11 protein-coding genes are annotated in these 13,229 nt (G+C 66.1%); 3 read left to right on the forward strand and 8 right to left on the reverse strand.

Annotated elements, in window-relative coordinates; translation table 11 throughout:
* Positions 1 to 7 precede the first annotated feature (7 nt).
* The 5 genes from M6E97_RS28000 to rpsU all read right to left on the reverse strand — a co-directional run bounded on the left by M6E97_RS28000 (position 8) and on the right by rpsU (position 8,596).
* On the reverse strand, positions 8 to 3,745 hold the full coding sequence (locus M6E97_RS28000) for a bifunctional diguanylate cyclase/phosphodiesterase (RefSeq protein WP_033938487.1): 3,738 nt from the start codon (positions 3,743 to 3,745) through the stop codon (positions 8 to 10).
* A gap of 106 nt (positions 3,746 to 3,851) precedes the next feature.
* The gene (gene rpoD, locus M6E97_RS28005) at positions 3,852 to 5,705 is read right to left on the reverse strand and encodes an RNA polymerase sigma factor RpoD (protein WP_003085035.1); all 1,854 of its coding nucleotides are present in this window, start codon (positions 5,703 to 5,705) and stop codon (positions 3,852 to 3,854) included.
* 79 nt (positions 5,706 to 5,784) lie between these two features.
* Complete coding sequence (gene dnaG, locus M6E97_RS28010; RefSeq protein WP_023091418.1) at positions 5,785 to 7,779, reverse strand: DNA primase; 1,995 nt, start codon at positions 7,777 to 7,779, stop codon at positions 5,785 to 5,787.
* A gap of 82 nt (positions 7,780 to 7,861) precedes the next feature.
* Entirely contained in the window at positions 7,862 to 8,311 is a 450-nt protein-coding gene (locus M6E97_RS28015; protein WP_003085042.1) for a GatB/YqeY domain-containing protein, read from the reverse strand.
* A 69-nt stretch (positions 8,312 to 8,380) separates the two neighbouring features.
* The gene (rpsU, locus tag M6E97_RS28020) at positions 8,381 to 8,596 is read right to left on the reverse strand and encodes a 30S ribosomal protein S21 (RefSeq protein ID WP_003085057.1); all 216 of its coding nucleotides are present in this window, start codon (positions 8,594 to 8,596) and stop codon (positions 8,381 to 8,383) included.
* A 200-nt stretch (positions 8,597 to 8,796) separates the two neighbouring features.
* On the opposite strand from rpsU, the gene tsaD reads away from it, so the two are divergent.
* On the forward strand, positions 8,797 to 9,822 hold the full coding sequence (tsaD, locus tag M6E97_RS28025; RefSeq protein WP_003109020.1) for a tRNA (adenosine(37)-N6)-threonylcarbamoyltransferase complex transferase subunit TsaD: 1,026 nt from the start codon (positions 8,797 to 8,799) through the stop codon (positions 9,820 to 9,822).
* 78 nt (positions 9,823 to 9,900) lie between these two features.
* On the opposite strand, the gene plsY is transcribed toward tsaD, so the two are convergent.
* On the reverse strand, positions 9,901 to 10,470 hold the full coding sequence (gene plsY / locus M6E97_RS28030; RefSeq protein ID WP_003085061.1) for a glycerol-3-phosphate 1-O-acyltransferase PlsY: 570 nt from the start codon (positions 10,468 to 10,470) through the stop codon (positions 9,901 to 9,903).
* An 83-nt stretch (positions 10,471 to 10,553) separates the two neighbouring features.
* Here plsY and folB point away from each other — a divergent pair, with 83 nt between their 5' ends.
* On the forward strand, positions 10,554 to 10,907 hold the full coding sequence (gene folB / locus M6E97_RS28035; protein ID WP_003099587.1) for a dihydroneopterin aldolase: 354 nt from the start codon (positions 10,554 to 10,556) through the stop codon (positions 10,905 to 10,907).
* Positions 10,898 to 11,440 (forward strand): 2-amino-4-hydroxy-6-hydroxymethyldihydropteridine diphosphokinase, encoded by a 543-nt coding sequence (gene folK / locus M6E97_RS28040; RefSeq protein WP_003085067.1) that lies wholly within the window; start codon positions 10,898 to 10,900, stop codon positions 11,438 to 11,440. Before folB ends, folK begins: the two co-directional genes overlap by 10 nt.
* Here the strand turns inward: folK and M6E97_RS28045 are convergent.
* Positions 11,413 to 12,645, reverse strand: coding sequence for a multifunctional CCA addition/repair protein (locus tag M6E97_RS28045; RefSeq protein ID WP_003099584.1), 1,233 nt, complete (start codon positions 12,643 to 12,645; stop codon positions 11,413 to 11,415). The genes folK and M6E97_RS28045 overlap by 28 nt on opposite strands.
* Positions 12,646 to 12,688: 43 nt before the next feature.
* Positions 12,689 to 13,195, reverse strand: coding sequence for a DUF4136 domain-containing protein (locus tag M6E97_RS28050; RefSeq protein WP_033938488.1), 507 nt, complete (start codon positions 13,193 to 13,195; stop codon positions 12,689 to 12,691).
* Positions 13,196 to 13,229: the final 34 nt, after the last annotated feature.

The following is a 13,229-nucleotide window of genomic DNA, read 5'->3' on the forward strand; positions in this document are numbered from 1 at the left end:
CGGCGGATTATACCGGCGCTTCTCGGGGAGCGCCAATCGGCTGGCGCGGTTTGAGGAATTTGCTGGCGAACAGCTCGGCGGGCAGCGGCGGGCTGAGGACGAAGCCCTGGATCTGCTCGCAGCCTTCGTGGGTGAGGAAGCTCTGCTGGCCTTCGGTTTCCACGCCTTCGGCGATCACCGTGAGCTGCATGCTGCGGCCGAGGGCGATGATGGCGCGGGTGATGGCGGCATCGTGGGGATCGTCGGGGAGGCCGCGGATGAACGACTTGTCGATCTTCAGGATGTCCAGCGGCAGGCGCTTGAGGTAGCTGAGCGAGGAGTAGCCGGTGCCGAAGTCGTCGATCGCCAGCTGTACGCCGAGACGCTTGAGGCCGTGGAGGACGGCGAGGGCCTCCTCGGTCTGGTTCATGATGAAGCTCTCGGTGATTTCCAGTTGCAGCCGCGACGGTTCCAGCCCGGACTGCTCCAGCAGTTGCTCGAGGCGTTCGATCAGTTGCGGCTGGCCGAGCTGGGCGCCGGCGAGGTTGACCGATAGCGGGCCGAACGGCGCGTGCAGCTTTTGCCATTCGCCCATCTGCTGGCAGGCGTGTTCCAGCACCCAGTCGCCGAGGGGCAGGATCAGGCCGCAATCCTCGGCGAGGGGGATGAAGCGCTCCGGGGAAATTTCCCCGAACAGCGGATGGTACCAGCGCACCAGTGCCTCGGCGCCGACCAGCAAGCCGCTCTCCAGGCTCAGCTTGGGTTGGTAGTAGAGCTGCAACTCGTCGCGCTCGAGGGCGCGGCGCAGTTCGGTTTCCAGCGCCATGCGCTCGGTGGCCAGGTAGGTCAGTTCGCGGGTGTAGTACTCGATGCGGCTGCGGCCCCGCGACTTGGCGCGGTACATGGCGGCGTCGGCGTTCTTCACCAGGGTCGGGGCGTCGTCGCCGTCCTTGGGGAACAGGGCGATGCCGACGCTGGCGCTGACGAAGAATTCATGACCGTCGGCCTGGAACGGCGCGGTGAAGGCATTCAGCAGCTTGCGCGCGACGTGCTCGGCGTCGCTTTCCTGGTGCAGGCCTGGGAGCAGGATGATGAATTCGTCGCCCCCCAGGCGGGCCACGGTATCGACGTCGCGCAACTGGTCGCGCAGGCGTTCGGCGATGGCCTTGAGCAGCAGGTCGCCGATGGGATGGCCGAGGCTGTCGTTGATGTGCTTGAAGCGGTCCAGGTCGATGAACAGCACGGCGCCGGGACGACTCTCTTCGCGGGCCTCGTCGAGGGCGTGATTGAGCCGGCTCTCGAACAGCAGGCGATTGGGCAGGCCGGTGAGCGGATCGTGGTGGGCCTGGTAGTCGAGCCGGGCCTGGGCGTACTTGAGGGTGGAGATATCGGCGAAGACGCCGACGAAGTGGGTGATCTCGCCCTGCGGATTGTGTACCGCGCTGATGGTCAGCCATTCGGGGTACAGCTCGCCGGTCTTGCGTCGGTTCCAGATCTCGCCCTGCCAGTGCCCGTCGCGCTCCAGCTGGTTCCACATGGCGAGGTAGAAGCTGGAGTCGTGTTGTCCGGAGGAGAGCAGGCTGGGCGAGCGTCCCAGCGCCTCCTGCTCGCTGTAGCCGGTGATCTCGCTGAAGGCGCGGTTGACCGCGGTGATGCGTTGGCGGGTATCGGTGATCATCACGCCTTCGGCGGTGCTTTCGAAGACGGTGGCGGCCTGCTGCAGCTTCTCCTGCATGAGCTGGCGCTCGGTGATATCGCGGGCGATGGTCAGCACGCAGTCCTCGCCATCGATGCTGATCCGGTGGGCGGACATCTCGCACTGGCGGATGCCACCGTTGCGGTCCCGTACAGGGGCGGTGAAGCCCTGGGTCAGGGTGTGGTGGCGTACCAGCGAGATCAGGCGCTTGCGGTCCTCGGTGTCGACCCACAGGCCGAGTTCGAGCGTGGAGCGGGAGATGACCTCGTCGCGGCGGTAGCCGGTGAGACGGGTGAAGCCTTCGTTCACGTCGATCAGCGTGCCGTCTTCGAGGCGGCTGATCAGCAGACCGTCGGGGTAGGCATGGAAGGCGTTGGCGAACTTCTCCTCGGAGATCCGCAGCAGTTCCTGGGTCTCCACCAGGTGGGTGATGTCGCGGATCACCACCACCAGCGCCGGGGTCTGGTCGAGGACCACGTGCTGGGCGCTGAGCAGCGCGCTGAAGGTACTGCCATTGCGGCGCCGCAGGGGCACCTCGAGGTTGGTCAGGTTGCCGTGGCCGAGCTTTTCCAGAACCTGCGGGCCCAGGCCGGGGAGTGCCCAGATGCCCAGTTCGGTGGCGGTCTTGCCGATGGCGTCGTCGGCGGCGATGCCGATCTGCTGCTCGAAGGTGTTGTTCACCGCGAGGAAGCGGCCGTCGGCGCCATTGGCCAGTACCACCATGTCCGGACAGTGGTGGAACACCGAAGCGAACTTCTGTTCGGACAGGCGCATGGCCTGCTCGGTGAGCTTGGCCTCGGTGATGTCGATCATCAGACCGCGCAGGAGCAGGTCCCGGCCTTGCGTGATCGGGGTGACCAGATCGCGAATCCAGACTACCCGGCCGTCGGCGGCGAGCATCCGGTAGTCGAAGCTGTGGTCGCGTCCGGCCTGGCTTTCGCTCATGCAGTAGTGGATGGCGTACTCGGCGTCCATGGGGTGCAGGGTCCGCTGCCAGAAGCCCGGCTGCAGCCATTCGCCGAGAGGATAGCCGAGCAGGCGTTCGGCGTGGGGCGAGACGTAGGTGAAGCGGTTCTCCTCGAGGCGCATTTCCCAGGCGATGGCATTCAGGCTTTCCACCAGTCCCCGGTAGTGCTGTTCGCTGTCGCGCAGTTCGCGCTCCAATTGCCGCCGGCGACTCACCTCGCGGCGCAGGCGGCGGTTCATGGCCAGCAGTATGGCGACCGAGACCAGGATCAGCAGGACGATGGGAAGGCCGTAGGTCGCCATCTCGCGCCAGGCCGGACGTCGGTCGAGCAGGCCGCCGACCCAGGGGGCCTGGAGTCGCTCGATCTCCTCGGCGCTGAGGTCGGCGAGGACCTTGTCGACGATCCCGGCGAGGATCGGTTGTCCGCGCGGCACGGCCATCGCCAGTTGGTAGCGGTATGGCGTCTCGCCGCTGATCTCCAGGCCGTTGAGCTTGAGCTGGCGGAGGTTCCATACGCTGGAGGCGAAGTCGCCGACGAAGGCGTCGGCCTGGTCGGTGGCCAGCGCCTGCAGGGCTGCCGCTACCGAAGGCAGCGGCAGCAGGGTGAGGTCGGGATGCTGGGCGATCAGCAGTTCGTGAGGAGCATAGTGGTCGACCACCGCGACCTTGAGTCCGTAGAGCTCGTCGATGCGCTTCGGCATCGGGCCGTTCTTGCGTGCCAGGATGATGATCGGGAAGTCCAGGTAGGGCCGGGTGAAGCTCAGGTACTCCTGGCGCTCCGGGGTAGCCATGATGCCGGGCAGCAGGTCCAGCCGACCGTCCTTGGCCTGCTCCAGGACCTGCGTCCAGGTCTTCGGTTCGACAGGCGTCAGGCTGACGCCCAGGCGTTCCTGCAGCAGGCTGACGTAGCCGGCGGCGAGTCCCTGGTAGCGGCCCTGTTCGTCGCGGAACTCGAATGGCGGCCAGGAGGTGTCCACGCCCAGGCGGATGCTCGGGTGCTCGGCCAGCCAGGCCCGTTCCTCGGGCGTGAGCGTGAGGGCGCCGGCCAGCCCCGGCCAGCAGCAGGCCAGACACAGGAGAAGCACGGCCTGCAGACGCTGCATGAGGCGGTCTCGCGGTGGACGGGAATATAAGCGGAAGTGTAGACGCCGGGCGGCGGGGCAAGCGGCAAAGAAAAACCCCCGGTTTTTCAGGCCGGGGGTTCGTTCGTCACTCGTCGAGGAAGGAGCGCAGGTGCTCGCTTCGCGACGGATGGCGCAGCTTGCGCAACGCCTTGGCTTCGATCTGGCGGATCCGCTCGCGGGTCACATCGAACTGCTTGCCGACTTCCTCGAGGGTGTGGTCGGTGTTCATGTCGATGCCGAAGCGCATGCGCAGCACCTTGGCTTCCCGGGCAGTGAGGCCGGCGAGGACTTCGCGGGTGGATTCCTTGAGGCTCTCGCTGGTCGCCATCTCGATCGGCGACTGCATGGTGGAGTCCTCGATGAAATCGCCCAGGTGCGAATCTTCGTCGTCACCGATCGGGGTTTCCATGGAGATCGGCTCTTTGGCGATCTTCAGTACCTTGCGGATCTTGTCCTCAGGCATGTCCATGCGCTCGCCAAGCTCTTCCGGGGTGGGCTCGCGACCCATTTCCTGGAGCATCTGGCGGGAGATGCGGTTGAGCTTGTTGATCGTCTCGATCATGTGCACCGGGATGCGGATGGTGCGTGCCTGGTCGGCGATCGAACGGGTGATCGCCTGGCGAATCCACCAGGTGGCGTAGGTAGAGAATTTGTAGCCACGACGGTATTCGAACTTGTCCACCGCCTTCATCAGGCCGATGTTGCCTTCCTGGATCAGGTCGAGGAATTGCAGGCCGCGGTTGGTGTACTTCTTGGCGATGGAAATCACCAGGCGCAGGTTGGCCTCGACCATTTCCTTCTTCGCCCGGCGAGCCTTGGCTTCGCCGATCGACATCGCGCGGTTGATTTCCTTGATCTCGGCGACGGTCAGCTCGACCTCGCTTTCCAGGGCCGCCAGCTTCTGCTGGTTGCGCAGGATGTCGTCGCGCAGGCGCTCGATGGCCTCGGCGTACTTCGGCTTGCTCTTCAGGACGCTGTCGACCCACTTCTCGTCGGTCTCGTGGTTCGGGAACAGGCGCAGGAAGTCGGCACGCGGCATGCGCGCGTCACGCACGCAGAGTTGCATGATGGCGCGTTCCTGGGCGCGCACGCCTTCCAGGGCGGAGCGCACGCGGGCGACCAGGGCGTCGAACTGCTTGGGCACCAGCTTGATCGGCATGAACAGCTCGGCCAGGCCGGTGAGTTCGGCGGTGGCCTGCTTGCTGCCGCGACCGTGCTTCTTCAGGGCCTTCTTGGCCTTGTCGAGCTGCTCGGAGACCGCGGTGAAACGCAGGCGGGCTTCTTCCGGATCCGGACCGCCGTCGCCTTCGTCGTCGCTGTCGCTGCTGTCGTCGCTTTCTTCTTCCTCGTCGTCCTTCTCTTTCGAGTCGGCGGAATCGTCCTTCAGGTTGACCGGCTCCACCTCTTCGGCGGGCAGGCTGCCGTCATCGGGATCGATATAGCCGCTGAGGACGTCGGAGAGGCGACCGCCTTCGGCGACGATGCGATTGTAGTCGGCCAGGATGCTGTCCACCGTGCCCGGGAACTGGGCGATGGCGCTCATCACTTCGCGGATGCCTTCCTCGATGCGCTTGGCGATTTCGATCTCGCCTTCGCGGGTCAGCAGTTCCACGGTACCCATTTCACGCATGTACATGCGCACCGGGTCGGTGGTGCGACCGATGTCGCTTTCCACCGCGGCCAGGGCCGCTGCGGCTTCTTCCGCTGCGGCTTCGTCGGTATCCGCCTCGGCCAGCAACAGGGCATCCGCATCCGGGGCTGTCTCGAATACGTTGATCCCCATGTCGTTGATCATGCGGATGATGTCTTCCACCTGTTCCGGATCGGAAATATCCTCCGGCAGGTGGTCGTTGACCTCCGCGTAAGTCAGGTATCCCTGCTCACGGCCTCGGGCGATCAACTCTTTCAGACGAGATTGCTGTTGCGCTTTTCCGGACATAACACCCTATCCACTGAAGGTCTTGGCGGGCAAAAAATAAGCAGAGGATTATACCTGATGCCTGGGCTGAGGCGCCAGTTCAGCTCTGGGAAGGCGATGAAGCGGCAACACTGTAGTGCTCTCTGAGCAAGGCTTTCTCTTCATCGGTCAGTTCACTGTAGCTCTTCTGCATGACGCTGCGTAAACGCTCCTCCCGCTCGCCGAAACGCTGGCTCTCGGAGAGTTTAGTAATGGTGTCGAAGAACTGCTTTTCAAGGTTCTCCTGGACGATCAGCCACTCCTTCTCGCCCAGGGCCTGCAGCAGGCGGCCCTGGGGCGTGCCGTGCCAGCGCGCGATGAGTTGCATCGAGCTCTGCCGCGGGTTCTTCTGCAGGGCTTCCAGCAGGGACACCAGCAACTGGGCGTAGGTATCCTGCTCCCTGGCGAGGGTGCCCGCATCGTCGACCTTCAAGGCCAGCTGCGGATGATGCAGCAAGGTGCGCAGGGCGTTGAGGGTGGTGGACTCCACGCTGACCGGCGTTCGTTGCGGAGCCTTGAAGTCGCCGCGGCCGCCTTTGTCCCACTTCTTCTTGCCATCCCACTTCTTGCCGTCCCAGGGCTTCTTGTCCTTGTTCCAGCTCTTGCGCGGTTGCGCCTCGCCATAGCCTGGCGCAGCGTCGAACGGCGCATGGGAGGGCTCGTTCTCGTAGTAGGCGCTGGCGGCGAAATAGTCGTCGCCGTCCAAGGCGCCGCTCGCTCCGTGGTCCATGGACGACGGCGGCGGGCTGTGGTGCGCCAGTTGTCCGATGTTTTCGCCGGACAGGCCGGTGATTTCCGACAGGCGTTGCCGCATCAGCAGGCGCAGGTTGTTCCCGGGAATCTTCTCCAGCAGCGGCGCGGCGAGGGTCGCCAGGTGGGCCTTGCCTTCCAGGGTGGCGGGGTCGGCCTCGAGCATCAGTTGCTGGAAGAAGTACTCCGCCAGCGGCTGGGCCTGCTGGGTGATGCGTGCGCGGAAGGCATCCTCGCCCTCGGCGCGTACCAGGCTGTCCGGGTCCTCGCCCTCGGGGAGGAACAGGAAGCGCACGCGCTTGCCGTCCTGCAGGTTCGGCAGCACCGACTCCAGGGCGCGCCAGGCCGCCTTGCGCCCGGCCTGGTCGCCGTCGAAACAGAACAGGATGCTCGGTACCAGGCGGAACAGGCGCTTGATGTGTTCCTCGCTGGTCGCCGTGCCGAGGGTCGCCACCGCGTTGCGGATGCCTTGCTGGGCCAGGGCGATGACATCCATGTAGCCCTCGACCACCATGATCTCGTCGAGGTCGCGATTCTTCTGCCGGGCTTCGTAGAGTCCGTAGAGTTCCTGCCCCTTGTGGAAGACCGGAGTCTCCGGGGAGTTCAGGTACTTCGGCTTGTCGTCGCCGAGCACCCGGCCGCCGAAGGCGATGATCCGCCCGCGGCTGTCGCGGATCGGGAACATCACGCGATCGCGGAAGCGGTCGTAGCGCTTGCCGGTGTCGCTGTTCTCCACCAGCAGGCCGGCGTCGAGCATGGCCTTGAGTTGCAGGTTGTCGCCACCCAGGTGCTTGAGCAGGTTGTCCCAGCCGGGCGGGGCGAAACCGAGGCCGAAGTCGCGGGCGATCTCGCCGGTCAGGCCGCGGCCCTTCAGGTAGTTCACCGCGGCCTTGCGCGCCGGGTGGCTTTTCAGCGCCTGCTTGTAGAACTCGGCGGCGGCGCTGAGCAGCGGGTAGAGCGGCGAGTCGGTCGGCTGGCGCGGCGTGTGCCCGCGTCCGCCGCGTTCCTCGCGCGGCACGTCCATGCCGGCGCGCTTGGCCAGTTCCTCGACCGCCTGGGGGAACTCCAGCTGGTCGTGGTCCATGACGAAGCCGAGCGCGTTGCCGCCGGCGCCGCAGCCGAAGCAGTAGTAGAACTGCTTGTCCGGGCTGACGGTGAACGAGGGAGTCTTTTCCTTGTGGAACGGGCAGCAGGCGCTGTAGTTCTTGCCGGTTTTCTTCAGCTGGATGCGCGAACTCACCACCTCGACGATGTCGGTGCGGTTCAGCAGGTCATCGATGAAGCTTTGCGGTATCAGGCCGGCCATGGTGTTCTCGAAAACGACGGCGCGTGGGCGCAGAGCGGCAGCATAGCAATTATCGCCGGGCCGATCAGGCCGGCGCGGTGTTTCAGGAGGAGAGGCGCGCCTTCAGGCGCTGGCTGACCTGTGCCATGTCGACGCGACCCTGGACCTGCGGTCGCAGCAGGTTCATCGCCTTGCCCATGTCCTGCGGACCCTGGGCGCCGCTGTCGACGATGCTGCGCTCGATCAGGGCGTCGATCTCATGGTCGTCCAGGGGCTTGGGCATGAAGTCCTGAAGCACGAGGATCTCGGCGGCCTCGACCTCGGCGAGGTCCTGGCGGCCGGCGTCGCTGAACTGGCGCTGGGCGTCGCGGCGCTGCTTGATCATCCGGTCTAGGATCAGCAGGGCTCGGGCGTCATCCACCTCGATGCGTTCGTCGACTTCGACGCGCTTGATGTCCGCGAGGGCCAGGCGCAACGTGGTCAGCCGCGGCTTGTCCTGGGCGCGCATGGCGACCTTGACGGCGTCGAGGAGGCGGGATTTGATTTCGCTCATGACGGAAAGCCGAAAGCCCGGCCGAGGCCGGGCTGAGGCACGATCACTGACGCGTGGGCGTCGAGTGGATCAGTACAGGCGCTCGCGACGGCGCTGTTCGCGCTGTACTTTCTTCGCGTGGCGCTTCACTGCGGCAGCGGCCTTGCGCTTGCGCTCGGCAGTGGGCTTCTCGTAGAACTCGCGGCTGCGAACTTCAGCCAGTACACCTGCTTTTTCGCAGGAGCGCTTGAAACGACGCAGGGCTACGTCGAAGGGTTCGTTCTCTTTTACTTTGACGGCTGGCATCCAGGTCGTACCTTCACTGATTACCGGGGGTTGAACGTACTCCGGCAAGGTGGCGCGGATACGTCGGTTTTCAAGGGTTGCGGATATTAACGGTTCGGCCGGAGGAATGCAAAGCCTCCGATCGAAAAACACTGGTCTGGCGCAAAGCCGCCGATTATCATGCGCGGCTTCGTATTTGCCAAGCTCTAAGGCTCAAGCCCATGCGCGTGCTGGGACTGGAAACGTCCTGCGACGAAACCGGCGTCGCCCTTTACGACAGCGAACGCGGCCTGCTGGCCGACGCGCTGTTCAGTCAGATCGACCTCCATCGCGTCTACGGCGGCGTCGTGCCCGAGCTGGCCTCGCGCGACCACGTCAAGCGCATGCTGCCGCTGATCCGCCAGGTGCTCGACGAGTCCGGCTGCACGCCGGCGGATATCGACGCGATCGCCTATACCGCCGGTCCCGGCCTGGTCGGCGCCCTGCTGGTGGGGGCTTCCTGTGCCCAGGCGATGGCCTTCGCCTGGGGCGTGCCGGCGGTCGGCGTGCACCACATGGAAGGGCACCTGCTGGCGCCGATGCTGGAAGAGCAGCCACCGCGGTTCCCGTTCGTCGCCTTGCTGGTTTCCGGCGGTCACACCCAGTTGGTGCGGGTGGACGGTATCGGCCGCTACCAGTTGCTTGGCGAATCGGTGGACGATGCCGCCGGCGAAGCCTTCGACAAGACCGCCAAGCTGATCGGCCTGGGCTATCCCGGTGGTCCGGAAATCGCCCGCCTGGCGGAGCGCGGCACTCCTGGCCGCTTCGTGTTCCCGCGGCCGATGACCGATCGCCCCGGCCTGGACTTCAGCTTCAGCGGGCTCAAGACCTTTACCCTGAACACCTGGCAGCGTTGCGTCGAGGCCGGCGACGACAGCGAGCAGACCCGCTGCGACATCGCCCTGGCGTTCCAGACCGCGGTGGTCGAGACCCTGCTGATCAAGTGCCGTCGCGCCTTGAAGCAGACCGGCCTGAAGAACCTGGTGATCGCCGGCGGTGTCAGCGCCAACCAGGCGCTGCGCAGCGGCCTGGAAAAGATGCTCGGCGAAATGAAGGGGCAGGTGTTCTACGCCCGCCCGCGCTTCTGCACCGACAATGGCGCGATGATCGCCTACGCCGGCTGCCAGCGCCTGCTCGCCGGCCAGCATGACGGCCCGGCGATCAGCGTCCAGCCGCGCTGGCCGATGGAGTCGCTGCCGGCGGTCTGAGTGGCCGCCAGGTCGCAGTCAGGCAGGTGTCGATGACGCAGCTGGGCCAGACTGCATGAAGTTTTTTCCTTTTATGGATTAGAAATGCCGTTCGCGGCCGGCGAATAGATCGCGTAAGTTGGCGCGGTGCCGCCAGACGATCAGGCCGGTCAGCACGGTCATCGGCAGCAGCGCTCCGGGCTGCTGCCAGGCCAGCAACGGCAGGGTCAGCGGGGTGGCCACCAGCGAGGCGAGCGAGCTGGTGCGCGACAGCTTGAAGGTCAGCAGCCAGGCCGCTGCGGCCAGCAGTACGGCCGGCGGATAGAGGCCGAGGAGCATGCCCGCGGCGGTGGCGACACCCTTGCCGCCGCGGAAGTTGAAGTACAGCGGATACAGGTGGCCGATCACGGCGGCGATGCCGACCCAGGCCTCCTCCATCACGCCGAGCCCCAGCCAGCGGGCGACCAGCACCGGCAACAGGCCTTTGCCGACGTCGCCGAGCAGGGTCAGGATGGCGAGTTTCTTCCCGGCGACGCGCAGCATGTTGGTCGCGCCGGGGTTGCCGGAACCGCTGGCGCGCGGGTCCTGGGTGCCGAACCAGCGGCTGAGCAGGACGGCGAAGGAGAGGGAACCGAGCAGGTAGGCGAGGATCGCCAGTAGCCAGACCATGGATTCCACCGAGGACGAGGATGTCCTCGATTCTAACGGGGCGGCGCACGCTTGTCGTGGCATCCCTTGGAGCGGGTAGCGAAGTGGACAGAGTTTTTATCGAAGGCTTGGAGGTCGATACCGTCATCGGCGTGTACGACTGGGAGCGCGGCATCCGTCAGTGCCTGCGCCTGGACCTGACCCTGGGCTGGGACAACCGTCCGGCCGCCGCGGGCGACGATCTCGCCCTGGCGCTGGACTATGCCGCGTTGTCCGAGCGGGTGCAGGAATTCGCCCGGGAATCGCATTTCCAGTTGGTGGAAACCTTCGCCGAGCGCCTCGCCGAGGTACTGATGGGCGAGCGCGGCATTCCCTGGCTGCGCATCCGCGTGACCAAGCCCGGCGCGGTGCCGGCGGCCCGTGGCGTTGGCGTGGAGATCGAACGCGGATGTCGCTGATCCCGGTCTACCTCGGCCTCGGCAGCAATGTCGAGCGTGAGCGCCACCTGCATGCCGGCCTCGATGCGCTGGCCGGTTTCCTTCATGACCTGCGTTGCTCGCCGGTGTTCGAGAGCGAGCCGGTGGGTATCAAGAGCGGGCCGTTCTTCAACCTGGTGGTGTCTGCCCGCACCGATCTGCCGCTGGCCGAACTGAGCCTGCGACTCAAGCACATCGAGGCCGACAACGGCCGCTATGCGCCAGAGCGCAAGGGACTGCCGCTGGATATCGACGTGCTGTTCTACGGCGACCTGGTTGGCGATTTCGATGGCCTGGTGCTGCCGCGCGCCGAAGTGCTGAAGAACGCTTTCGTGCTCTGGCCCTTGTCCGAGCTGGCGCCGAACCTGGAGCATCCGGTCGCCCGCCAGCCGCTGGGCGATCTCTGGCGCGAGGCGAGGATCCAGCAGAAGCTCTGGCCGGCGCCATTCGAATGGCGTGGCCAGGCGTTGACTCCCGAAGCGCTGCTTCAGGCCTTTCCGCGTTCTTCCTTGTAGGCCTTGAGTGCGGCGAGGCGCGCACGCTTCAGCGCCTCGCCCAGTTCCGCGCCCTTCAGGCCCTTTTCCACCAGCGGCTTCACGCTGACTGCCCGCGCTGCCTGCGCCGCGCCGAGCAGGTAGGCGGCCTGCGGATAGTCGCGCTGTTCCAGGCCGAGGCGGCCGCGCGCGTCCATCTCGCTGGCGGCGACGAACTCCTCGAAACGCTGCGGGCGGCGATACACGTCGAAGCTCTGCAACAGCTCCAGCAGTGTATTCGGGCGCAGCTCCAGCGCCCGATGGGCGTGGGTGTGGTACTCGCCCACCAGGCGCGCCAGTTCCTGGCAGTCGCGCGGGACCCTGAAGCGCTGGTTCACCGCATCGATCAACGGCACGCCGCGAGCCTCGTGGGCGATATGGCGGGGCCAGTCCGCTTCGCTGGTGAGTCCCTTGCCCAGGTCGTGCAGGAGGCAGGCCCAGCGTACGCTGAGCGGCTGCCGGTGGCGGGCGCATTGCTGCAATACCGACAGGACATGGACGCCGGTATCGATTTCCGGATGGTGGGCCGCCGGCTGCGGTACGCCGAACAGCGCCTCGACTTCCGGGATCAGTTCGGCCAGGGCGCCGCAGTCGTGCAGGACCTGGATGAAGACCTCGGGGTTGGGTTCCATCAGGGCGCGGGAAATTTCCTTCCAACTGCGCTCCGGGGTCAGCGCCTGCAACTCGCCGGACTCCGCCAGTTGGCGCATCAGGGCGAGGGTTTCGGCGGCGACCCGGAAGCCCAGGCCGGCGTAGCGGGCGGCGAAGCGCGCTACGCGCAGGACCCGCAGGGGATCTTCGGCGAACGCCGGGGAAACGTGGCGCAGCAGGCGCGCCTCGAGGTCGGCCTGGCCGCCGTAGGGGTCTATTACCCGGCCCTGTTCGTCCTCGGCCATGGCGTTGATGGTCAGGTCACGGCGAGTCAGGTCTTCCTCCAGGGTCACCTCGGGGCTGGCATGGAAGGTGAAGCCGCCGTAGCCGCGCCCGCTCTTTCGCTCGGTGCGCGCCAGGGCGTATTCCTCGCCGCTCTGCGGATGAAGGAAGACCGGGAAGTCGGCGCCCACCGGGCGGTAGCCGCGGGCGAGCATCTCGTCGCTGCTGGCACCGACCACCACCCAGTCGATATCGGTGACCGGACGGCCGAGAAGGCGATCGCGCACGGCGCCGCCGACCTTGTAAATCTGCATGGGAATCCTCCGCGTGATAGGCGGAAGTCTACCCCAGGGTGTCCTAGCGGGCGCGTGGAAGCTGCCGGAGCAGGGCGCCGACCGCCAGTTCGAGCTGTTCCGGATTGGCCCTGGCGGGGCTGAGGCCGGTGCTTACCATACCTTCCCAGAGAGCGCGCTCCTCCAGGTCGACCAGGCGCACGCGCAATGTCCCGGTTTCGTCGCGCAGGCGGTGGATCGCCAGATAAGGCCCCATGCCGGAGGTGGGCGGAAGGTCGGGGCGGAACTCCAGCGGTGCGTCGCGTAGCGCCAGCCAGTAGTAGACGCGGAATTGCGGGGTAGCGCTCTCGTGGTAGCCGTGGGCCGCCAGCCCCTGGCGCAGCTCTGCGTTTATCAGCGGATAGCGGTTGCGGTAGGGAAGGGCGTCGACCGCCTGTTCCGGCGGCATCAACTGGAAACCTTCCAGGCCGGGCAATCCGGCGCTGGCCGGATGGGTCACCCGGGCGCTGGGGATGTGGCTGGCGCAGGTGGCCAGGACGAGGCAGAGCAGGACGATGGCGAACAGGCGCATGGCGGCTCCCGTGGACGGCCGGCTTCTTGTTCTG

The organism is Pseudomonas sp. B111 (genome assembly GCF_026428275.1).
In the GTDB taxonomy this organism is placed as follows: Bacteria; Pseudomonadota; Gammaproteobacteria; order Pseudomonadales; family Pseudomonadaceae; genus Pseudomonas; species Pseudomonas aeruginosa.

Excerpts from the sequence above, each read along its gene's own strand:
- M6E97_RS28000 (WP_033938487.1), bottom strand. The coding sequence starts at position 3,745 with ATGCAGCGTCTGCAGGCCGTGCTTCTCCTGTGTCTGGCCTGCTGCTGG.
- rpoD (WP_003085035.1), bottom strand. The coding sequence starts at position 5,705 with ATGTCCGGAAAAGCGCAACAGCAATCTCGTCTGAAAGAGTTGATCGCC.
- dnaG (WP_023091418.1), bottom strand. The coding sequence starts at position 7,779 with ATGGCCGGCCTGATACCGCAAAGCTTCATCGATGACCTGCTGAACCGC.
- M6E97_RS28015 (WP_003085042.1), bottom strand. The coding sequence starts at position 8,311 with ATGAGCGAAATCAAATCCCGCCTCCTCGACGCCGTCAAGGTCGCCATG.
- rpsU (WP_003085057.1), bottom strand. The coding sequence starts at position 8,596 with ATGCCAGCCGTCAAAGTAAAAGAGAACGAACCCTTCGACGTAGCCCTG.
- tsaD (WP_003109020.1), top strand. The coding sequence starts at position 8,797 with ATGCGCGTGCTGGGACTGGAAACGTCCTGCGACGAAACCGGCGTCGCC.
- plsY (WP_003085061.1), bottom strand. The coding sequence starts at position 10,470 with ATGGTCTGGCTACTGGCGATCCTCGCCTACCTGCTCGGTTCCCTCTCC.
- folK (WP_003085067.1), top strand. The coding sequence starts at position 10,898 with ATGTCGCTGATCCCGGTCTACCTCGGCCTCGGCAGCAATGTCGAGCGT.
- M6E97_RS28045 (WP_003099584.1), bottom strand. The coding sequence starts at position 12,645 with ATGCAGATTTACAAGGTCGGCGGCGCCGTGCGCGATCGCCTTCTCGGC.
- M6E97_RS28050 (WP_033938488.1), bottom strand. The coding sequence starts at position 13,195 with ATGCGCCTGTTCGCCATCGTCCTGCTCTGCCTCGTCCTGGCCACCTGC.